The following is a 20367-nucleotide window of genomic DNA, read 5'->3' on the forward strand; positions in this document are numbered from 1 at the left end:
GCTCCCGGAAGCAGGGGAGCACGGCCCTTGGGCACCTCAGGACGAGTCGACGGACTCAGAGGCTGATGCGGAGCCCCGCTCCCAGTTGGAACGTCGGCGCGGGTACGGAGAAGGCCGGAATCGGCTGCCCGTCCACGACGAGTCCCTCCGGCACATCAACGGCGAGCCGGAACTCACCGCCGCGCCGTCCGTAGTTCACCGAGCCGTACGCCTCCACCGTGAGATACGTGAGCGCCCGGTGCATCACGTTGAGCCGCGTGGTGAACGAGCGGTCCGACAGGTTGCCCAGCGTGAACAGGTTGAAGGACGTCCGCTCCAGGGGGCCAGGCCGGTCCAGGAAGAGGTACGCGGCGCCGTAATGCCGTCCCAGATAGAGCGGGTTGAAGGCGTCCTTCAGCAGCAGGTACGGATACCCGAACGAGCCGGTGTAGCCCGTGGAGTTGAAGAAGTACTCCACGCCCAGCACGGCCAGGTCGTTCTCCCCATAGGAGAAGCTGTAGGTCGCGCCCGCCGTCATCTGCGGCGTGAGCCCCGAGGGAATGTAGGCCTCCACCTGGACGCCGTTCTGCGCGATGTCCTCGAGCGTCGTTCCTTCCGGAATGCGGTACAGCGGGCGGTCCGTGCCTTCCTTCAGCGCAACCTCGGCGTAGACATCCAGCGGCCCCAGCGGCGTGGACACGTCGAGCCCGAAGCGGGGCTTGCGTCCATTCTGCGCCACCGCGCTGGCGCCCAGCTCCGCGGGCCCCAGCAGGACTTCCGCGCGCAGCGCGCCGCCCAGGCGGCCCAGCCGGTTGACCGGGTCGCTGCCGCCGGCCTGGGACGTGGGGCTTCCGCTCGGGTCGGTGATGGCGCCCACGTCCGTGCCCAGGTCATCCATGACGAGGATGCCGTACACGTTCCAGCCCTTGGACTCCCAGGGCACGTGCACCTTCAACATGGACACGCCCGTGCGCAGGTCCACGAAGGCCAGCGGGTCTCTTCGCTGGGGCGACAGGAAGTCCGTGGGGTTCCAGATCTGCCCGGTGCCCCACTTCACGTGCTGCTTGCCCACGGTGAAGAACACCGTGCGCTCCAGGTCGAAGCGCAGCCACGCCTGGTCCAGCAGCACGCGTGGGTTCGCCGGGGCGTCCGGCGTGCTCCGGGGCGGCATGGCGGGGTCGTAGTTCAAGCGTCCCACGACGAAGCCACGGATCCGGTCGGACGGGCGCGCGTCGAGGTAGCCGTCCACCAGCGTGGGGGCGGAGAAGGACGTCTGGCGGAGCGAGGTGTTTTCGCTGCCCGCCATGAAGCCGCGCAGGTAGAACTGACCGCCAATCTTCAGCGGATCGTCCACCACGTCCTCGGTGTCGAAGGCGCTCCGGGTCGCAGGGCCGTTCAACACGTCCGCGTCCCGGTCCTCGTCAGGCGCGGTCAGCGGCGGCTGCCGCTCCGTGGCGCCACCGGTGGTGCCAGGGGCCACGTCCACCGTCGGCTCCGAGCCGTCACCGCCAAAGAGAGCATCCTCGTCAGGCCGGCCCGAGTCCTCGCCCGTGGGTGCCTCCGCGGGCGTCTTCTCCTGCCCGCCTCCGAAGAGCGCGTCCTCGTCGGGTCGCTCCTCGGACTGGGCCCACGCGGGCGCGCCGGTGAGGGCCGCGGACAGCGCCGCGGCCAGGGTGAGCGTGCGCGGGGTCATCGGCTCTTGCTCTCAAGCCACGCCTTGGTGAAGAGGTTGGCTTCCAGCGGACGCAGGTCCACCGTCTTGACGAGGATGGTGGTGGAGTTGCCCTTCTCGATTTCGTCGTAGATGCGCATCTCCTCCGGCATCCAGACGTCGTCCTTCTTGGACTCGCTGAACATCTTCTTCCAGCGGGGGTAGAGCGCCGTGCGCATCTTCCGGCCGGACAGGGCGTATTGCTCCTGCTTGAGGATGTTGCCGGACGCCTTGTCCACCCAGACCTTGAGGACGGGGTAGGCCACGTCCACGCCGGGCTTGACCTTCAGCGTCAGCAGGTGGGCCGTGTACTTGCCCAGCTTCGCCTCGCCCTCGTAGGACGGGTCATACTCCTCGGCCAGCCGCGACTCGTCGAAGTCCGCGCGGCGGCTGTCAGTGCCGGCGATGCGCTCGCGCTCGGTGCGGCGCTCCCAGCGGCCCACGTTGGGGTCGTAGTTCCAGAGGTTCTTGTCCAGACGCAGGTAGCCCTTGCCCGCCTCCGTCTTGGGCTTGGTGAACAGCATCATCAGCTTGTCGTCCGCGTCGCGGCGGTAGACGACCAGCTCGTAGACGAGGTCCGCCTTCCCCTTCTCCTTCTGCTCCATGTACACCATCGCCTTGTAGTCGCCGCCGTTTCGCTGGCGGTCGTCGATGGTGGCCAGGAGCTTCACCTGCTCGGCCTGCTCCATGGCTAGGGCGGCCGGGGCGGACAGCAGCGCCACGGCCAGCGCCGCGGCGGACAGCATGTTCTTGAGGCTCATGGGTTCACCCGATGTGGTGCATCGCCGTCACCGGCTTGAGCCGCGCGGCGAGGAAGGAGGGAATGAGCGAGATGACGGTGGTGCACGCGGTGATGAAGGCCATGGCACCCAGGATGGACGAGGGGTGTACGGCCAGATTCAACGTGTCCGACATGATGAAGACCGCCACCACCTCCGGGACGTGCACCGCCATGGCATTGACGGCCAGGCACAGCACCAATCCCATGCTGGCTCCCGCCAACGTGCCCAGCAGGCCCAGCAGCAGCGCTTCGAAGACGAACATCATCAGTACGCGCGTGCGCTGCATGCCAATGGCGCGCAGGGTGCCAATCTCCCGGGTGCGCTCCCGGATGGCAATCCACAGCGTGTTCATGATGCCCACGCCGATGATGACCATCAGCACGAAGATGAGCACACCGGTGAGGCTGTTGAGCGCGGTGAGCGTCCAGGTGATGAAGGAGATTTCGTCCTCCCAGTTCGTGATGTCCAGCCGCTGACCCGTCCAGGCCTCGCGGTTGACGGTCTCGAACTTCATGAAGAACGCGCGCGGGTCGTGGTCCATCACCGTGTGGCCCGCGTCCGTCAGCGTCTGGCGCAGCCGGGCCTGCACCACCGGCACGTGCTTGATGTCCTTCAGGTAGAGCAGCAGCGCGCCCGCGGTGTCGCTCTTGAACTGGTACAGCGAGCGCAGCGTGTCCGACGGCACGAAGATGCCGAAGTCGCTCAGCATGCCCATGTCGGCCGCGATGGCCACCACGCGCGCGTCCACCGTGTTGCTGGCGCCTCGCAGCGTCTGGGCGGCCAGCGTCACGGACTCGCCCACCTGGACGTTGAGCTTCTTCGCCTGCTTCTCGAAGAGCAGCACCGTGCCGGACTCGGCCAGGCCGTCCAGCGCGCCCGCGCGAATCTGCAGCGCCTGACGGAGGCCAGGCTCGGACTGGATGTCGATGCCGCCCACGCCCACCTGGATGGAGGACGTCTCACTGACGACCTTGAGCCAGCCCCGCCCGCGCTGGACGGCGAAGTCCAGCTCCGGCACGTCCTTGCGGATCTGCTCCAGGATGGCCGGATAGCCCGTGACGACCGGCGCCGCCTGGCCCGCCGTCACCTTGTAGAAGCCGGCCACGTTGACGTGGCCGGTGGACAGCGTGGTGGCGGAGCGGAGCATCGACTCCTTCATGCCCGTGGACAGGCCCATGAGGATGACGAGCAGCGCGGTGACGCTGGCGATGGCGCCGCCCAGCAGCAGGGTGCGCCTGCGGTGGGTGCCGAGGTTGCGGAATGCGATGAGGAAGAGCTGGAGCATGTTCTCACTCGTCCGTCTGCATCGCCTGGAGGGGCGAGACCCGGGTCGCGAGGAACGCGGGATAGAGGGTGGAGATGGCGGAGACGCCCAGGACGATCACGAACGCCGCCACCAGGTTGCTGGCGCTCAGCGTGGGGAACAGCCGGGGGCCGGAGAAGAAGAAGTAGAGCGCTTCGTTGCCCGCGGGGATGCCGGCGTTGTTGAGCAGGGCCATGATGCCGCTGCCCACCAGTGAGCCGGCCGAGCCGAACACGAGCCCCAGCACCAGCGTCTCCACCAGCACCATGCCCAGGATGAAGGAGCGCTGCGCGCCAATGGCCCGCATCGTTCCCACCTCGCGCACGCGCTGCATGGTGGCCATCATCATGGCGTTGTTGATGATGACCAGCGCCACCACGAAGATGATGAAGACGGCGAAGTAGAGCACCAGCTTCCCGAGCAACACGAACTGCCCGATGATGCCCGCCGCCTCCTGCCAGGACACCACGCGCAGCTTCAGGCCCGCATCCTTCGCCGCCTGCCGCAGCTCCACCATCGTCTGCTCCAGCAGCTCCGGGTCCTTGAGCATCACCGCCGCGCTCAGGGCCACGCCTTGCTCGATTTCCTGCTGGGTGTAGACGCGCTGGAGCAGGTTCTCACGCGTGAGCGCCCCCTGGTCGCCGGTGAAGGCGGCCTGGTCATCCACGTCGGTGGACGTGGCCTCCGCCACCAGCTCGTTGTCGCTGGCCTCGCCGAAGAGGGCCTCCTCGGCTTCGTCCCGGCTCAGCGCCGACACGCCGCTCTGCTTCTGGATTTCCGCCAGCTCCGCCTTCTTGTCCGCGGTGAGGTACCCGTACAAGTCCCGGAACGACATCAGGTCCATCAGGCTCAGCGCGCCGGCCATGGCGGACTTCTCCAGGCCCTTGAACTGGTAGGTGCCATAGACCTTCACGTTGGCGCTCTGCATGTAGCCGGTGCGCGTGAAGGCGGTGATGGTGAGCACGTCCCCCATTCGCAGCCGGTAGAGCTCCAGCAGCGGCGCCAGCTCCGAGTAGAACTGGGCGTAGCGGGTGTCGAAGTTGGCGTCGTCGGTGGTGAAGAACTGTGTCAGCAGCTTGTCCAGCGCGGGCTCCTGGCTGCCCAGCAGCTTCTGCAGCCGCTCCACCATCTTCCGCGTCTTGACGGGGTCCAACTGGAAGATGATTTCCCGCGTCTGCGTCTGGTTCTCCTTCACCCAGCGCTGCAGGTCCGGGTCGGTGGCGATGGTCTTCTGGTTGAGCTCCCGCGCCTGCTTGATGTGGTCCAGCCGGAGCGCCGACTTCAGCTTGAGGAACTCTTCGTAGAAGAACTTGGACAGCAGCATGCCTCGCTGCCCGGTGGGCACCGGCTGTCCGTCCACGATCTCCATGCGGTCGAAGGTTCGCTGGAACGCGTCCAGGTCCGTGCCGGCGTAGCGCAGCTCCAGCATGTCCCCGTCCGGAATCTGCGGGGCGATGCGGTTCTCCAACAGCTCCAGCGCGCTGTACGGGGCCTCCTCGAAGGCGTCCCAGAACGCGTCCGTGCGCGCCCGGGCGAGTGCTTCCACCTCCGCGGGGTCCTTCTGGGCGCCGCCCAGCTCCTGCTCGCTCTTGGCCGTCTGGTCGGCCATCAGGTTGACCATCTGCCGCACGTGCCCCTTGACGCTGTCGATGCTCTCCCGCAGCTCGGGCGTCTCACCGGCGTCGTCGCGCTTCTTGTAGAGCGCGCGCAGGTTCGACAGCGTCAGGTCCACCGTGTTGCCGGAGGTGACGATGGCGCCGCTGGTGCCCAGGGGCACCACCGTCTTCACGTTGGGGTGCTTCTCCAGGAAGGGCCGGAGCTGGCTGAAGTCGTCCAGCGCGGCCAGGTCCGGCTCGCCGCTCATGCTGCCGTAGAGGGCCAGCGGGTCCTTGGAGTCATCCGAGTAGACCTGGATGTGGCCCGCGACGCTGCCGATGATGCTGCGGCTCATCGCGCTGTCCATGCTGTCCATCAGCGCTCCGCCCACCACCACGAGCAGGGTGCCGAAGAAGATGATGCCGCCGATGAGCAGGTTGATCTTGCTGGAGAACAGGTTGCGGAAGGCCACCTGCAGCAGCAAACGGAGTTGTCCCATGGTCAGTGGCCTCCAGAGGCCATGGCGCGGCTGGCCTCGGCGGCGCTGATGCGGTCCAGGAACTTGCCGTCCGCCAGCCGCACCACCGCGTTGGCGTGGCTCATCACCTTCGCGTCGTGGGTGGAGAAGATGAAGGTGGTGCCCTCCTTCTGGTTGAGCTCCTTCATCAGGTCGATGATGTTCTGGCCCGTCACCGAGTCCAGGTTGGCCGTGGGCTCGTCCGCGAGCACCAACTGGGGCCGCGTGACGAGCGCGCGCGCCACGGCCACGCGCTGGCGCTGGCCGCCGGACAGCTCGTTGGGCCGGTGCTTGGCGTGGTTTGCCAGGCCCACCTGCTCCAAGAGTTGCATCACCCGCTCCCGGCGCTGGGCCTTGTCCAGCTTGCGCTGGAGTAGCAGGGGGAACTCCACGTTCTGGAAGACGCTGAGCACCTGCACCAGGTTGAAGCTCTGGAAGATGAAGCCAATGGTGTTGAGGCGCAGGTTCGTGAGCTGGCGCTCCGTGAGCTGCTTGGTGTCCTGTCCGGCCACCCGGACCACACCGCCGGTGGCGGTGTCTACACACCCGATGAGGTTGAGCAGCGTCGTCTTGCCGCTGCCGGAGGGCCCGGCGATGGAGATGAACTCACCGGCATGGACCTCCAGGTCCACGCCTCGGAGCGCCGGGACCACCACCTTCCCCAGGGTGTAGTCCTTGGTCACGTTCGTGATGGAGACGATGGAGGACTGCGAAGCGGAGGGATTCATGCGGTACGTCCTTTCGAAGTCTTGACGGGGCGTGGGGGACGGGGGGCGTGCGCTGCGCGCCACCGCTCGGCGATGCCTGTAAGCTCAGCCTTGTAGAAATCACAGAAAGCGAATGCTTCTCGCAAGTTACGATTTCCAGCGAGACGCGGAACCGCGAGGGCCTCGGAGCAGAGGCGGGCGAAGGCGCTCAGGGACTCCTCGGCGACGCGCAGCTTGCCTTCCCAGCCCTGTGAATGGATGACGTAGTAGTGCTGCCGGTCCCCTGGAACGCTGACGGGTTCCACCAGGCCCATGTCCGTGCAGGCCCGGAGGTTGGTGGACACCGACGCCGCGCTCACGTTGAGCAGCATGGCGATGCGCTTGTTCGACAGGGGTTTGCCCGCAAGCATCAACAGCGCGTAGATGCGCCCGCCGATGCGCGTGCCACCCCGCCGCTCGAAGTACAGCCCCATCGATTCGATGAAGCGACGTTCGGCGGCTTCCAGTTCCACCATGCCTGTCTCCACACCTCGCCGGCTGGGCGTCGCGGTGCGGAGCGCACGGCAGCCGGGGTGACGGGCAGGCTTTTAGGCGGCGGGGTTTCGTTCAGTCAATACTGAATGAACTGTATGGAGTGGAAGGTGGGGCGAGCCCTCCATGCGCACGTGCCATGGCGCAGGGCCCACAGCCGACTCGCGGCTGCGGGCCCCGAAATCCCCTTCATGGGGTGCAGGTCTGACATGCCCAAAGGTGTGTCATCAGTACGTGTCGGGCGAGGTATTGGAGCCCGTGTCCGGGTTCAGGGTGCTGCTATCACCCGCGCCACCGGTGCCCTCGTGCTTCTCCACGCCGGAGCCGCCCATGTCCCTGTCCTGGTTGATGGACGAGTCCGGCGTCAGCGTCGGGTCACCCGCGCCGCCCGTTCCCGAGAGGGAGATGCTCTTGGCGACGTTCTTGGTCTCCTTCACCTCGTAGCTGGCGCGAATCTCCTGGCCGGGGCGCAGGTCCTTGGCCTTCTTCAGGGTCGGGTCACTGAATCGGGTGCTGCGGTCAACCTCCAGGGGGACCACCGCGCCGTGCATGTCGACGTAGATCTTGTCGCTCTCCGCCTTCACCACGCGGCCGTTGAGCTCCTTCTGGCCCATGTTGGCCTGCTGGCCCATGGTGCCGGAGCCGCCCTGGCCCGGCTGAGTGGGCGTGGTGGTCTTCTCGCGTTCGATGGTGGTGGTGTCCTGCTGGATTTCGGTCTGCCCCGCCTGGCCCGAGCCACCCTGGGCCGCCGAGGAGTCCTTCGGCTTGTTCTCGTTGTTGTTGGCCAGGGCGGTACCCGTTCCGAGCATGGCGATGGTGGCGAAGACGCCAACGAGCTTCTTCATGGAGGTTCTCCTGTGGTTGTTGTGAGTGGGCGGGGGCGGCGACGTCCCCCGTTGGAGAGAACCTAGGTGCGCTCGTGGAACCGGACAGGGCTTGCTCACCCCCTTGCTGGAGTGGCCGTTCGCTCTCCGGCCGGTGGTTCGGGGGCCGCGCGCGTCCGGGGAAGAGGGGAGCGCCTTGTAGGCAGCGGGGCTTTTCCCGTACCGTCGGGGGCCCAGCGCCCACTGGCCAGCCCGGCCGGTGGCCCGACAGGAGACCGCCTCCGCAATGCCCCCGACCGCCAAGCCGTCCCAGACCGCGCAGGACCTTCCCGCGCCCTCGTTTCCCGCCATCGAGTCACTGCTCGAGGCGGCCTCCGTGGAAGAGGTCCGTGGCTTCTTCGATGGGGTGAAGACGGGCCTCACCGAGCTCAAGGGCCCCAAGGTGGAGCAGGGCAAGAAGGCCCAGGCCGCCATTGGCCGCGCGGAGGAGCTGCTGGAGATGCTGGTGGAGACCCGCGAGCGGCTGGTTGCCGAATCGAAGGGTGGCAAGGGCCGGAAATGACGGTGGTTTTTCCCCGGGAGACTCTTTTTTTCCGGGGTTAGGCAACCGGCGAGGCCCCCCGCCGATAATGCAAGAGAGAGCATCTTGAGCATCGATGATCTCTGACCTTTCCGCTGGAAGCAGCGCCTGGAGGAAGCAATGGCGAAGATCGACAACATGATGGGCCCGAACGTTCGTCTCTCGACCAACGTCACGACGGCGCGGCAGACGCCGGACACCGGTTTCGGCGCGCGGCTTCACAATGGTCTCAACAGCGCCGCCAGCGCCGTGGGCACGGGTGTGGGCGCGATGGCGGGCATGGTCCCTGGCGGGCAGATCGTCTCCGCCGCCGTCTCCTCGATGCACACGTTCTCCTCGACGGGCGGCTCGGGCATGGGCGCGCCGTACGCGGGCGTGATGAACACCGCGGTGGCGGGCAACCTGAGCGGCGCGGTGGCGCCGGCCGGCGGCGGTGTCGTCGCGGGCGGCGGCCTGGGTGGCGCGGTGGCTGGCTCCGGCTCGCCGCTGGGTCTGGGTGCGCAGGGCACCGGCAGCACCACGGACACCGTCAACGGTAACTTCTCGCTGAACAAGATGGCCGAGGAGAACTCCAAGCTCCTGAACCTGCAGGCCGCCATCCAGCAGGAATCGCAGACTTTCACCGCGATCTCGAACGTGATGAAGTCGCGGAACGATACGATCAAGAACTCCATCGGCAACGTCCGCTAACTGCGGGCGTCGTCGCCCTAGGGAGCGTCAATGGCGGACACCTCGGAGATTTCGAACAGCCTCGTCCCACTCGGACGCCAGCAGGCCAGGGTCCTGCTGGAGGCCGGCTACCTGTGGCTCGACATGGGCCACTTCGACAAGGCGAAGGAGATCTTCTCCGGGGCGGCCGCGCTGATGCCCCGGAGCGAGGTGCCCCAGCTGGCGCTGGGCGCCGTGGAGTTCTCGCAGGGCCGTCATGACAAGGCCCTGCAGGCCTACCGCGTCGCGCAGCGCCTGGCCCCGCAGTCCGCGCTCCCGCGGGCGCACGCGGGCGAAGCGCTGCTGTTCATGGGGAAGGTTCCCGAGGCGCTCAAGGAGCTGAAGGCCGCCATGGACCTGGATCCGGACGGGGACGGTGCCCGCCTGGCGCAGTCCCTCATCCAGGCCAAGGAGGCGGGAGTCCTGCCTCCGGCGAAGACGTAGGACGGAGGTCACGGCGATGGCTGTCGGAGGTGTCGGACGAGGCGGTGGGAAGGGCCGCGCGGGTGGCGCGAAGGGCCCTGCCGGCGCGGCTCCGGCGGGTGGCGCCAGCTTTGGTGGCCGGGTGGACCGGACGGAGTCTCTTGTCGGGCCCTCGGGTCTGGTAGGCTCCAGCAATGTCCAGGGCCCCCAGGCCGCGGATCCAGTGGCCTCCCAGGCGGTGGCCATTGCCCGGAAGCTGAAGAACGGGGGCTTCAAGAGCAAGGAAGAGGCGACGCAGGCCCTGGTCGCCGAAGTCCTGAAGGAGAAGCTCCGCATGAAGTCTTCTTCCCTCACCACCAAGATTGCAGACGCGCTCCAGGATGATCCGCGGCTGAATCAGGTCCTCGAGCGGCTGTGGTCTAAGGCCGAGTGAGCGGCGCTTGGCTCTGGGCGACGACAGGCAGGTCATCCTCGAGAAGTACGGCCCCTACGTCCGGTCGCTGGCTGCGACCGTGCGCAAGCAGTTCAATGCCCAGCTGGAGCTGGATGAACTGCTGGCCTACGGCCAGATAGGCCTTCTGGAGGCCGCCGAGCGGTTCGACCCGAAGGTCGGGGCCAACTTCCTCACCTTCGCGCACTACCGCATCAAGGGCGCCATCTTCGACGGTCTTCGGAAGATGGGCGTGCTGCGCGGTTCGGACGCCCGCAACGCCTTCGTGGGAGAGCGGGCGGCGGCGTATCTGGGAAATCTTTCGGATCGTGAGGCCGGAGCAGGCAACCGCGGGAGCTCATTCGACGATGATGTGAATGACATCTCGGATGCGGTGACGGGGTTGGCGATGGTTTTCGCCAGCAGCATCGAAGGCGCGGACACGGCGGGTTACACCGACGAGTCGCTCCCCGTCGACATCCGGATGGAGCAGGAGCAGCTGAAGACGCGGGTGCGGGCGGCGATCGAGAAGCTCCCGGAGAAGGAGCGCAAGCTCCTGATGGGGTACTACTTCCAGGGAAGGACGCTGGAAGAGGCGGGAGCGGAGATAGGACAGTCGAAGAGCTGGGCGTCGCGGCTGCATGCGCGAGCAATCGACCGGCTCAAGGAACTCTTGAACGAGGAGGAGGAACTTCCTCCTTCTCCGATGGATGCAAGGAGGGTCTCACATGGCGGGTCCGATGGCCGGAGTCTCCGCGGCGCAGGTCGCCCAGCAGAAGCTGCAGGATCAGGGCGCTCAGCAGACGAACAAGCAGGGCGCGTCGAAGTTCGACGGAGTTCTCGCTGACAAGGCGCAGGGCGCCGGTCAGGTGGACGCCGCCCAGCAGGTGAACAAGGCCCAGGCGGCGCAGGCCACCCAGCGCACGGATGCCGTGCGTCAGGTGGAGACCGTCAACAAGACGGAGAAGGCCGCCCTCAACAAGGTGCACGGCGCCCAGGAGTCGGTGACGACCAAGGCGGCGGAGCCGGTGACGGCCAAGGCCGAGGCGTCCAAGTCGTCCAAGGCGGGCGACATGATGACGCAGATTGTCGGTGACCTGGAGAAGGGCCAGGTCAACCTGGAGCACATCATCAAGCAGGCCTCCAGCGGCAAGGCGTTCTCCAACGCGGAGCTGCTGTCGCTCCAGGCCTCCATGTACCAGTACACGCAGCAGCTGGACCTAACGAGCAAGGTCGTGGAGAAGGCGACCACCGGCCTGAAGGACGTCGTCAAGACCCAGGTGTAGGCCCAACCCCGGTTCCCCGGCGGCGCGGCCTTGAGAAGGGCGGTCCCTCCCTCTACGAGCGGGAGGGAGCGCCCTTCCGCGTTTTCCGGGGGCCTAGTAAGCTCCGACCCGCCCATGATTCGCCGACCGCACGCGTTTGCCGCCTCGCTTCTTGCCCTTCTCTTCCTGACGGGCTGCCACATCGAACTCCAGCACGCGCTGAGCGAAGCGGACGCCAACGAAATCTACGTCCTGCTCAGCAAGAACGGCATCAACGCCAAGAAGGAAAAGGAAGAAGGCGGCAACGAGGTGCGGTTCATGATCACCGTGCCCAAGGCGGATGCCGCGCAGGCGGCGGAGCTGCTCAAGCTCAATTCGCTGCCGCGGCCGGTGGAGAAGGGCCTGGCCCATTTCGCCAAGGGCAGCATGGTGCCCACCGCGACGGAGGAGCGCGCCATGCTCCTCAAGGCGATGGGCGGCGAGGTCTCCAATGCGCTGAATCAGATCGACGGCGTGCTGGAAGCGCGCGCCATCGTGATGATTCCGGAGAACAACGACCTCACGCAGCCGGAGAACAAGCCGATGCCGTCCGCGTCGGTGTTCATCAAGTACCGCCCGGGCGAGGGTGGCAAGCCGCCCATCGACACCGCCGTGGTGCAGCAGTTCGCGGCCACCGCGGTGCCGGAGCTGAAGGCCAGCGCGGTGACGGTGCTGATGACGCAGGCACTGCCGCCGTCGGCGGAGACGGACTCGGAGAGCCGCCTGCAGGACGTGCTGGGGCTGCGCATGACGGCGGCCAGCGCCAGCCAGTTCAAGGTGATGTTCGCGGGCGCCTTCGCGCTGGTGCTGGCGATGCTGGGCCTGACGGCGTGGACCTTCATGCGCGGCGGCTCCAGCAGCGCCCCGGCCACGCGCTCTGGAGCGCGTGCCCGCGGTCGTCCTCCCGAGGCCTGACGTCATCGCCCCTCACGGTGGGGCTTACCTCCCTCTCCCAGCGGGCGTCCGTGGGGCCCGCGAGGTGACGTTTGGACTCGTTCTTCACCTCGCTCAACAAGCGCCAGAGCATGCTGCTCCTGACGGCCGTGACGTTCAGCGGCCAGGAGAGCCTCGGCGCCTTGGAGCACCTTCCCGAAGAGGAGGGGGCGCTTCTGCGTCATCGCGCGCAGGAGCTGCTTCAGATTCCGCGCGAGAAGCGCATCCCCGCGCTGGTGCAGGAAATCAAGCGGCTGGTGAAGGACCGCCGTGGTCAGCTCTGGAGCGCCGAACCGGAGCGGCTGGCCGCGCTGCTGCAACGTGAGCGGGGCGCGTTGATGGAAGTGGTGCTGCGCGCGCTGCCGGGCACGCTGGCGGAGGCGGTGCGCGCGCATCTGCCGCCCTCGCGCGTGAAGCTGACCCGCGAAGTCCGCCCGCAGGTCCTGGACATCGTCCGGTGGAAGCTGGAGGAGCTGTTCGCGCGCGAGGTCGCGGGGCAGCAGGCCGCGGGCTTCAAGTTCGCGGACGTGCTTCAGCTTCAGCAGCGGGAGCTGCTCACCATGTGCGACCGGTTGGGCGCGCGGGTGCTGGGGCCGGCGCTGGCGGGCCTTCCGGACGCGGAGCGCGAGGCCATGCTGGAGCAGCTGCCGCCGGACTTGAAGCTGCTGGCCACCAAGGCCGTGGCGGCCAACGCTCCGCGCAAGCTGCCGGAGGAGGATGCCCGGGCGCAGTTGGAGCCGCACGAGGGCCTGACGCGGCCCGCGGTGGCGCTGCGCAGCGCGGGGGCTCAGCGGCTGGCGCGCGCATGCGTGGCGCAGTCTCCGGAGTTCGCCGCGCGCATGCTGGAGAAGTACCGCGGTGAGTTCGGAAGCCTGCTGGCGAAGTGGGTGCGCGAGGAGCGCGTGCGTCCCACCGCGCGAGGCGATGGTGGCCGGACCGACATCGTGATGGACCTGGAGCGGCTGGCCACGCGTGGCCTCATCGAGCGGCCGGTTCGTCTGGCGACACCGCCGCCTCCGCGTCAGTCCGCCGTTCTTCCTCCGCCTCCGGGAGCCCGGAAGGCGGCTGCCGCGGCGGCGCCACCCGAGGCCAAGGCGGCGGCGCCCGCGGCCAAGGCAGCGGCGCCCGCGGCCAAGGCAGCGGCGCCCGCGGCCAAGGCAGCGGCGCCCGGTGGGGCAGCGCCTGCTGGGGCGCCGGCTGCTGGCCGGGAGGTGCCGACGCGACCGCCGGTGCGAGGGCAGGCCCCGGGTGCGGCTCGCCAGGGCGCGGGAGCACCGGTCCGGCGGGACTTCATGGCGGAGCGGGCGGCGCGAAACGCGGGTGTGTTGTCCTCGCGTGAGCCGTCCCGCGTGGCCACGCCCGCGAAGCGACAGGATGGCTCCGCGGTGCAGCGGATGCCGGCCCGGCGTGAGCCCGCGAACGCGGGCGGCGCGGGGGCTCGTCGTGAGGGTGAGGGACCCGATACGCGCCCGCCTCGTGCGGATCCAGAGGGCGCGCGCATCGGTCCGCCGCCTTCTCGGCTGGGGCAGCGCGGTGCACGGCCTCGCCCCCAGGACCCCGACACGCTGTCAGAGCGTGACCGCGCGCGTGCCGCCGAGGGTTCCCGGGTTCATTCGCGCCCGCCGGACGAGCGTTCCCGGGTGGCCGAGGGCTCGCGGGTTCAGGCTGGAGGCCAGGGAGAGCGCTCCCGCGTTCATGCCGGTGCGCAGGACGAACGCTCCCGCGTGGCGGAGGGCTCACGGGTCCACGCCCGACCTGCGGATGAGCGTTCCCGTGTGGCAGAGGGCTCTCGCGTCCATGCCAACGTTCCAGACGAGCGCTCACGTGTGGCCGAAGGCTCCCGCGTCCAATCCGGAGCCCCAGATGAGCGCTCCCGGGTGGCCGAAGGCTCCCGCGTCCAGGCGCGCCCAGCGGATGAGCGCTCCCGCGTCGCGTCCCGGGGGCAGCAGCGTCCGGCGGAGGAGCCTCCCCGGGCCGCTCGGATGAAGTTCGGGGCAGCAGAGCCGGACCGGGAGGACTCGGAGGTCTCCCGGGTGTTCCGCTCGCGCTCGTCCGGTGCCCAGGGGGGCGGCCGGGCCAAGCCCCCCGAGGCGGAGCAGGAGCCGGAGCGTCCCCCCCGGGTGCTGGTGGGGCGGGCCATCACCTCGCCGTCCCTGGCGCCCATGCCCAAGCCCCGGGGTGAGGGCACTTCCGTCCAGCGTCGTCCCCGCTCTCCGTCGGGTACCGACCGTCCTGTGCCTCCGGGTGCAGGGGGACGTGGAACCAAGGGCGGAACGCGCTAGCATCCGGCCCGCAAGGAGCGGCCCATGGCGATCGGCAAGGTGATTCGAGGTGATGGGACGGCGGAGCCGGCGCACGCGCCCGAGCGTCCCGTGCTGCGGCCTCCCCGCGCGGGGGTGATGAACGCCGAGGTCTTCGAGGCCCGTCAGGGCGCGTCGGCCATCCTGGAGGAGGCGCAGCGCGAGAAGGAGCGCATCCTCGCGGAGGCGCAGCGCGAGCGCGAGGAGCTCCTCGCCAAGACGCGTGAGCAGGGCCGTCAGGAAGGCCTGGCGCAGGCCACCGAAATCATCCTTCGCGCGAAGATGCAGGCGGGGGAGGTGCTGACCGGCCACGAGCAGGACGTCATCGCGCTGTCGCTCAAGGTGGCGGAGAAGATCATCGGCCGGAGCCTGGAGAAGGACCCGGAGCTGATGGTGGAGCTGTGCGCCGCGGCCATCGAGAACCTGCGCAGCGCCCGCTCCATGATTCTGCGGGTCCACCCGAAGACGGCCGCCGTGCTCCGCGCGAAGAAGCCGGTCCTCATGGAGCTCATCGGCCGCGCGGTGGACCTGGCCATCAAGGAGGACCCCGAGGTGGCCCCCGTGGGCTGCATCGTCCAGACGGAGTTCGGCACGGTGGACGCACAGCTTCCCACGCAGCTGGAGATGCTCCAGAACGTCCTGTTGCCGGACACCGCGCGCAAGGAAGGGCCGGCTTGAGCCGGAGCGTCAAGGGACTCGCCCATGGCCATTGACCTCTCGCGGTACTTCGACCTCATCAAGGAAGCCCAGGTCGTGCGCGTGCGCGGCCGCGTCACGGAGCTGACGGGCCTCATCATCAAGGCCAGCGTGCCCAACGTCCGCGTGGGCGAGCTGGTGCTCATCAAGAGCCGCAACCGCGGCGCGGTGAAGGCGGAGGTGGTGGGCTTCCAGGGGGATGAGGTGATGCTCATGCCCCTGGGCGAGCTGCACGGCATCGGTCCGGACAGCGAGGTCATCCCCACCGGCAAGCCGCTGAGCATCAAGTGCGGAGAGGCGCTGCTGGGCCGCGTGCTCAACGGCATCGGCGAGCCCATGGACGGCCACCCGTTGCCGGAGGAGGGCCTCATCGACTGGTCCGTGGACCGCGACTGCCCGGACCCCTTCACCCGCCAGCGCATCGAGCGGCCACTGCCCCTGGGCGTGCGCTGCATCGACGGGCTGCTCACGGTGGGGGAGGGCCAGCGCGTGGGCCTCTTCGCCGGCTCCGGCGTCGGTAAGTCCACGCTGATGGGGCAGATTGCCCGGAACACCAAAGCGGACCTCTGTGTGGTGGCGCTCATCGGCGAGCGTGGCCGCGAAGTCCGTGAGTTCATCGAAGACGCCATGGGCGAGGAGGGCATGAAGCGCTCCGTGCTGGTGTGCGCCACCTCCGACCAGCCCAGCCTCGTGCGTCTGCGCGCGGCCTATGTCGCCACCGCCATCGCCGAATACTTCCGCGAGCGCGGCGGCAACGTGCTCTTCATGCTGGATACGGTGACGCGTCTGGCGCGTGCCCAGCGTGAGATTGGCCTCGCCGTGGGTGAGCCCCCGGCCCGTCAAGGTTACCCGCCGAGCGTGTTCTCCATGCTGCCGCGCATCCTGGAGCGCACGGGCAACTCGGAGAAGGGCAAGTGCACCGCCATCTACACCTGCCTCGTGGCCGGCGGTGACATGGAAGAGCCCATCGCCGACGAGGTCCGCGGTATTCTCGACGGCCACTTCATCCTCAACCGTGCCCTGGGTGAGCGCAACCAGTGGCCCGCGATGGACGTGCTCGCCAGCCTCAGCCGCGTGATGAGCGGCATCGTCTCCAAGGACCACAAGAAGGCGGCGGGACGGCTGCGCGAATTGCTCTCCACGTATGAGAAGCAGCGCGACCTCATCCTCCTGGGGGCCTACCAGTACGGGACGGATCCCCGCACGGATCAGGCCATCGACAAGTACGACGCCATCATCGACTTCCTCAAGCAGGACACCCACTCCAACTCCGGGTTCGAGGAGACGGTGGAGCAGCTGATCGCCCTGTTCGACGAGTAAGGCGCTGGCCAGGGGTGCGCGGCGGGGATTCCGGGTTAGGATGGGGCCAACATGCCCCCGTACCGGTTGCAGGCCCTGCAGGACATGCGCGCCCGGGCCAAGGAAGAGGCGGAGCAGGCCTTTTCCTCCGCCATCAAGGCGCTGGAGAAGGAGAAGGCGGAGCTCCAGCGTCTCATCGACGACCTGGAGCAGCGCAAGCGTGAGCGCAAGGCGAAGGTGGCCGCCTACCTGAAGGAGGTCATGTTCAAGGGGGCCGGCATCAACGGCATGAACATGATGAACCGCTTCGAGGAGCGCCTGAAGGACGAAGAGGCGCAGGTGGCGCTGGAGGTGGAGCGCCAGCGGGAGGCCGTCAAGGTGGCCGAACGGCTGGTGGAGCAGCGCCGGCGGGAGATGGCCGAGGCGGCGAAGGAGCTGAAGGCCATCGAGAAGCACCGAGAGAACTGGCAGAAGCAGGTGAAGTACGAGCGACAGCAGCGTGAGGAACTGAACCAGGAGGAGATTGGCAACGCCTTGTTCCTGGCGCGCCAGCGCAAGTAACCTGCGCCCTCCCCATCCCCCTGGAATGACGTCATGAGCCGAGTTGACGACGATCGCGAAGCAGCGCGCATGGCCGAGCGCCTCCTCCAGGAGAAGAAGCTCGCCGAGGGGCAGGCCAAGAAGCGCCAGGAGGGGGCTTCCGCCTTCCAGCGGCTGATGCAGCAGGCCCAGCAGCCGCCCCCGTCGCCGGGCCCGGCGCCCGCGCAGCCCCAGCAGCAACAGGGCGGTCTGGCGCGCGCCGTCCTCGCGCGGGCCACCCAGCAGGGCAAGACGTTTGGTGAGCGGGTGCAGCAGGAGCAGCAGCCCGCCATGAAGGAACTGGCCCAGCCGCAGGCCCAGGCGCAGGGCCAGGCCGCGGAGGCACGTGGCGGCTCACGCGCGTCGGACGCCCGGGACGCCCGGCGCACCGACGAGAAGCGGACCTCCGAGAGCCGCGAGAAGGACCTGGGCAAGGCGGAGTCCTCCCTGGGGCAGGTCAGCTCCGAGCGGGGCGCCGCCATCCGGGCGGATGCCGACGCGGGCGGCGGCAAGGGCAGTGGCGGTGGCAAGGACAAGAAGGAAGGCGGGTCGGAGTCCATCGCCCCCGGCTTCCGCTTCAACCCCGCGCTGATGGCGCCGGTGCCCGTGGCCAAGCCCAAGGACACCGCGGGCTCGGAGCGCCTGCGGGCCCTGGCCACCGAGATTGCGCAGAAGATTGTCGACCGCGTCCGCGTGGGCACCAACGCCGCGGGCAACGCGGAGTTCCAGATCGACCTGCGGGGCGACGTGCTCAGTGGCCTGTCCATCAAGGTCAGCGCCCGGAACGGGAAGATTTCGGCCACCTTCAGCGGCAGCAACCGCGAGGTGCTCAAGCAGCTCGAAGGGGCCAGCGAGGGACTGCGGTCCGCGCTCAGTGGCCGTGGGCTCCGGCTTGAAGACGTACGCTTCGAGGCGAAGGCATGAGTCTCGAGTCCGAGGATGAAGGACCGGGCGTCCACGAGCGCACGATGCTGGTGGACCTGCGCCAGCTCCGGCCTTCGCGCCAGGAGCCTCCGCAGGAGTCCCCTGCCTCGCAGGAGCCACCCGCCAGGCAGGAGCCACCCGCCAGCCAGGAGCGGCGCTGGCGGCCCTTCGCTTTCCGGAACCTGGAGAAGGTCTCCCGGGCGCAGGGGCTGCTCGCGGAGCGCTTGCGGTGGCTGACGCCCGCGGACGGCACGTCGGTGGCCGTGGCGGCTCGGCTCAAGGAGCTGTTCGACGCGGAGGTGCGCCTGACGGTGGAGTCCGTCCAGGTGCGGCCCATGGCGGAGCTGCGGCGCTTCCTGGGCGACCCCACCTTCCTGGCGGTGCTCGCGCCCGGGGCGCTCCAGGGCCGGGCGGTGCTGGAGGTGGAGCTCGCGCTGGCGCACGTGGCGGTGGACCTGCTGCTGGGCGGCGCCGGTGAGACGGTGGGCCTGCGGCCGCTGACGGACATCGAGGAGGGCGTGATGGCCTACGTCGTCCTCGAGGGACTCAAGCTGCTGGTGCCGGGGCTACAGGCGGCGGTGCCGCGCCCCCGGTTGGACGGCGTGGCGCGGGGCGTGGACGAGGTCTCCGCGCGGCTGGGGGATGATGGCCCCATGCTGGCGGTCCACCTGCACGCGACGCTGGGACCGCACAGCGGCATGGTGCGGCTGGTGGTGCCCGCGGCGGTGCTGGACGCGGCCGAGCCGGCGGTGGAGAGCACGCAGCGGCGGGCCCGGGGGAAGGCGGACCTGGAGGCCTTCGCGAGCCGCCTGTCGGCGGTGCGCAGCTGGCTGCGCGCGGAGATTGGCTCGGCGGAGATTTCCGGCCAGGACCTGGCGAGCCTGCGGGTGAAGGACGTGCTGCTGTTGGATGCGCTGTCAGCGCGCCCGGACAAGGGCGAGCCGGGCACCGCGCGGCTGCGGGTGGGGAAGGGGACGGCGGGGTGGGCCGAGGCGGAGGTGTTCGTCGGCGAGGACGGGCGCTACCAGGCGCGCATCTCCGACTTCGTTCAGGGAGAGCCGGGCCACCCGGGCTCCGCGGACGGGGCGAGCGCGGAGCCTGCGGATGAAGAAGAGGACTTCACGAACCCGGAGTTGGACGTGCCTCCGGAACTGGAAGGGGCGGCCTTGGACGATGTGAGCAAGCCGGACGGAAGCGACCTGCTCGGAGACGTGCCCCTGCAGATTGCGGTGGAGCTGGCGCGCGTGCCTGTCACCGCGCAGCAGGTGGTGGGGCTGCGCACCGGTCAGGTCCTCGAGCTGAACCGGGGGCCGGGAGAGCCGGTGGAACTGTCCGTCAACGGCAAGGTGGTGGCCCGGGGGGAACTGGTGGAGTTGGAAGGCCAGCTCGGCGTGCGCATCATCACCCTGGCGAGCTGAGTCCCAGTCGGGGCAGGGCAGGCGAGCAGGAGCGGCCGGCCGGGCGTGGGCCCGTGGCGGTCCTCCGGCCGATGCACTAGCCTCGCGCCCAGCCATGGCAGTCCTCCGTCCCCCCCTCATGCGCCTGTTGCTTGGTGCCGCGCTGGTGTTCGCGCCGCCCGCCGCCATGGCCCAGGCTCCGTCCACGTCCGCGCCAGCCGCAGCCACCGTGAATCCGGTGGTGCCCCCCGCGGCACTGGCCCAGCCTCCGGCACCAGCGGTTGCTTCGCCCGCGACGCCAGCACCGGCCGCGGAGAAGGCGGACCCCAAGGCCGACGTCGAGTTGCTGGAAGCGGACCGGGCCCTTGACGCGGAGCTGTCTGCTCGCGAGTCCGCGAAGGCGGCCCGGAGCGGCGCGGGCGGGGACACCCTGTCGGAGTCCGAGGAAACGGACAGCCTGGGCTGGACGCTGGTGCGCACGCTGCTCGTGCTGGGCGTGGTGGTGGCGTCCATCTACCTCACGCTGAACGTGGGCCTGCGCAAGCTGATGGGGCTCCAGGGGGCGGCTGCGGGCCGTCAGCCCCTGGTCTCCGTGGTGGAGCGGCTGCCCCTGGACCAGCGCCGCAGCCTGTTCGTGGTGAAGGCCGCGGACGAATACCTGCTGTTGGGCGGCGGCGAGGGCGGCTTGCAACTGTTGTCGAAGCTGGATGTGGAGGCGGTGGAGCGCATCCGCGCGCAGCGCCCGCAGACGAATGCAGTTCCACTGAGCCCATTCCTCCAGAAGCTCCTCTCCCGCCGCAGTGGTGGCCCGCCTTCCCAGCCCCCCGGCTCCTGACGACCGTGC

Annotated in this window: 21 protein-coding genes; 14 read left to right on the top strand and 7 right to left on the bottom strand. The window is 68.9% G+C overall.

Annotated features, from left to right (window positions below; translation table 11 throughout):
* Nucleotides 1-55: 55 nt before the first annotated feature.
* From BHS09_RS11890 to BHS09_RS11920, 7 genes are all read right to left on the bottom strand, one after another.
* A complete protein-coding gene (locus BHS09_RS11890; protein WP_140789780.1) occupies nucleotides 56-1672 on the bottom strand; it encodes a hypothetical protein in 1617 nt (538 codons plus the stop codon).
* Nucleotides 1669-2451: an outer membrane lipoprotein-sorting protein gene (locus BHS09_RS11895; RefSeq protein WP_140789782.1), complete on the bottom strand. Its 783-nt coding sequence runs from the start codon at nucleotides 2449-2451 to the stop codon at nucleotides 1669-1671. The genes BHS09_RS11890 and BHS09_RS11895 overlap by 4 nt, the downstream gene beginning before the upstream one ends.
* A 4-nt stretch (nucleotides 2452-2455) precedes the next feature.
* Nucleotides 2456-3757 (bottom strand): ABC transporter permease, encoded by a 1302-nt coding sequence (locus tag BHS09_RS11900; protein ID WP_140789783.1) that lies wholly within the window; start codon nucleotides 3755-3757, stop codon nucleotides 2456-2458.
* A gap of 4 nt (nucleotides 3758-3761) precedes the next feature.
* Entirely contained in the window at nucleotides 3762-5870 is a 2109-nt protein-coding gene (locus BHS09_RS11905) for an ABC transporter permease (RefSeq protein ID WP_140797931.1), read from the bottom strand.
* 2 nt (nucleotides 5871-5872) lie between these two features.
* On the bottom strand, nucleotides 5873-6616 hold the full coding sequence (locus BHS09_RS11910; protein WP_140789787.1) for an ABC transporter ATP-binding protein: 744 nt from the start codon (nucleotides 6614-6616) through the stop codon (nucleotides 5873-5875).
* Nucleotides 6613-7110: a GbsR/MarR family transcriptional regulator gene (locus tag BHS09_RS11915; protein ID WP_140789789.1), complete on the bottom strand. Its 498-nt coding sequence runs from the start codon at nucleotides 7108-7110 to the stop codon at nucleotides 6613-6615. Before BHS09_RS11915 ends, BHS09_RS11910 begins: the two co-directional genes overlap by 4 nt.
* A 243-nt stretch (nucleotides 7111-7353) precedes the next feature.
* The gene (locus BHS09_RS11920) at nucleotides 7354-7971 is read right to left on the bottom strand and encodes an RNA-binding protein (protein ID WP_140797932.1); all 618 of its coding nucleotides are present in this window, start codon (nucleotides 7969-7971) and stop codon (nucleotides 7354-7356) included.
* A 265-nt stretch (nucleotides 7972-8236) separates the two neighbouring features.
* On the opposite strand from BHS09_RS11920, the gene BHS09_RS11925 reads away from it, so the two are divergent.
* From BHS09_RS11925 to BHS09_RS11990, 14 genes are all read left to right on the top strand, one after another.
* Nucleotides 8237-8512, top strand: a complete 276-nt coding sequence (locus BHS09_RS11925; RefSeq protein WP_174258734.1) for a hypothetical protein — start codon at nucleotides 8237-8239, stop codon at nucleotides 8510-8512.
* Nucleotides 8513-8650: 138 nt separating this feature from the next.
* Nucleotides 8651-9220, top strand: a complete 570-nt coding sequence (locus BHS09_RS11930) for a hypothetical protein (RefSeq protein WP_140789795.1) — start codon at nucleotides 8651-8653, stop codon at nucleotides 9218-9220.
* Nucleotides 9221-9250: 30 nt separating this feature from the next.
* Nucleotides 9251-9682, top strand: coding sequence for a tetratricopeptide repeat protein (locus BHS09_RS11935; protein WP_013939015.1), 432 nt, complete (start codon nucleotides 9251-9253; stop codon nucleotides 9680-9682).
* Nucleotides 9683-9803: 121 nt separating this feature from the next.
* Entirely contained in the window at nucleotides 9804-10094 is a 291-nt protein-coding gene (locus BHS09_RS11940) for a hypothetical protein (RefSeq protein WP_237078254.1), read from the top strand.
* A 7-nt stretch (nucleotides 10095-10101) separates the two neighbouring features.
* A complete protein-coding gene (locus BHS09_RS11945; RefSeq protein WP_140789797.1) occupies nucleotides 10102-10938 on the top strand; it encodes a sigma-70 family RNA polymerase sigma factor in 837 nt (278 codons plus the stop codon).
* Complete coding sequence (locus tag BHS09_RS11950) at nucleotides 10832-11377, top strand: ATP-dependent helicase HrpB (RefSeq protein ID WP_225888783.1); 546 nt, start codon at nucleotides 10832-10834, stop codon at nucleotides 11375-11377. The genes BHS09_RS11945 and BHS09_RS11950 overlap by 107 nt, the downstream gene beginning before the upstream one ends.
* A gap of 114 nt (nucleotides 11378-11491) precedes the next feature.
* Nucleotides 11492-12310, top strand: coding sequence for a type III secretion protein (locus tag BHS09_RS11955; protein ID WP_140789799.1), 819 nt, complete (start codon nucleotides 11492-11494; stop codon nucleotides 12308-12310).
* 71 nt (nucleotides 12311-12381) lie between these two features.
* On the top strand, nucleotides 12382-14610 hold the full coding sequence (locus tag BHS09_RS11960) for a hypothetical protein (protein ID WP_140797934.1): 2229 nt from the start codon (nucleotides 12382-12384) through the stop codon (nucleotides 14608-14610).
* Between the two features lie 24 nt (nucleotides 14611-14634).
* Nucleotides 14635-15306, top strand: a complete 672-nt coding sequence (locus BHS09_RS11965; protein WP_090489477.1) for a FliH/SctL family protein — start codon at nucleotides 14635-14637, stop codon at nucleotides 15304-15306.
* A gap of 24 nt (nucleotides 15307-15330) precedes the next feature.
* The gene (gene sctN, locus BHS09_RS11970) at nucleotides 15331-16644 is read left to right on the top strand and encodes a type III secretion system ATPase SctN (protein WP_011552517.1); all 1314 of its coding nucleotides are present in this window, start codon (nucleotides 15331-15333) and stop codon (nucleotides 16642-16644) included.
* Between the two features lie 51 nt (nucleotides 16645-16695).
* Entirely contained in the window at nucleotides 16696-17184 is a 489-nt protein-coding gene (locus BHS09_RS11975) for a flagellar assembly protein FliH (protein ID WP_011552518.1), read from the top strand.
* A 33-nt stretch (nucleotides 17185-17217) separates the two neighbouring features.
* On the top strand, nucleotides 17218-18126 hold the full coding sequence (locus BHS09_RS11980; RefSeq protein WP_140789803.1) for a flagellar hook-length control protein FliK: 909 nt from the start codon (nucleotides 17218-17220) through the stop codon (nucleotides 18124-18126).
* The gene (gene sctQ / locus BHS09_RS11985) at nucleotides 18123-19544 is read left to right on the top strand and encodes a type III secretion system cytoplasmic ring protein SctQ (RefSeq protein WP_140797935.1); all 1422 of its coding nucleotides are present in this window, start codon (nucleotides 18123-18125) and stop codon (nucleotides 19542-19544) included. The genes BHS09_RS11980 and sctQ overlap by 4 nt, the downstream gene beginning before the upstream one ends.
* 118 nt (nucleotides 19545-19662) lie before the next feature.
* Complete coding sequence (locus tag BHS09_RS11990) at nucleotides 19663-20358, top strand: flagellar biosynthetic protein FliO (protein WP_140800663.1); 696 nt, start codon at nucleotides 19663-19665, stop codon at nucleotides 20356-20358.
* The last annotated feature ends 9 nt before the right edge of the window (nucleotides 20359-20367 follow it).

Source organism: Myxococcus xanthus, assembly GCF_006402735.1.
Classification (GTDB): Bacteria; Myxococcota; Myxococcia; order Myxococcales; family Myxococcaceae; genus Myxococcus; species Myxococcus xanthus_A.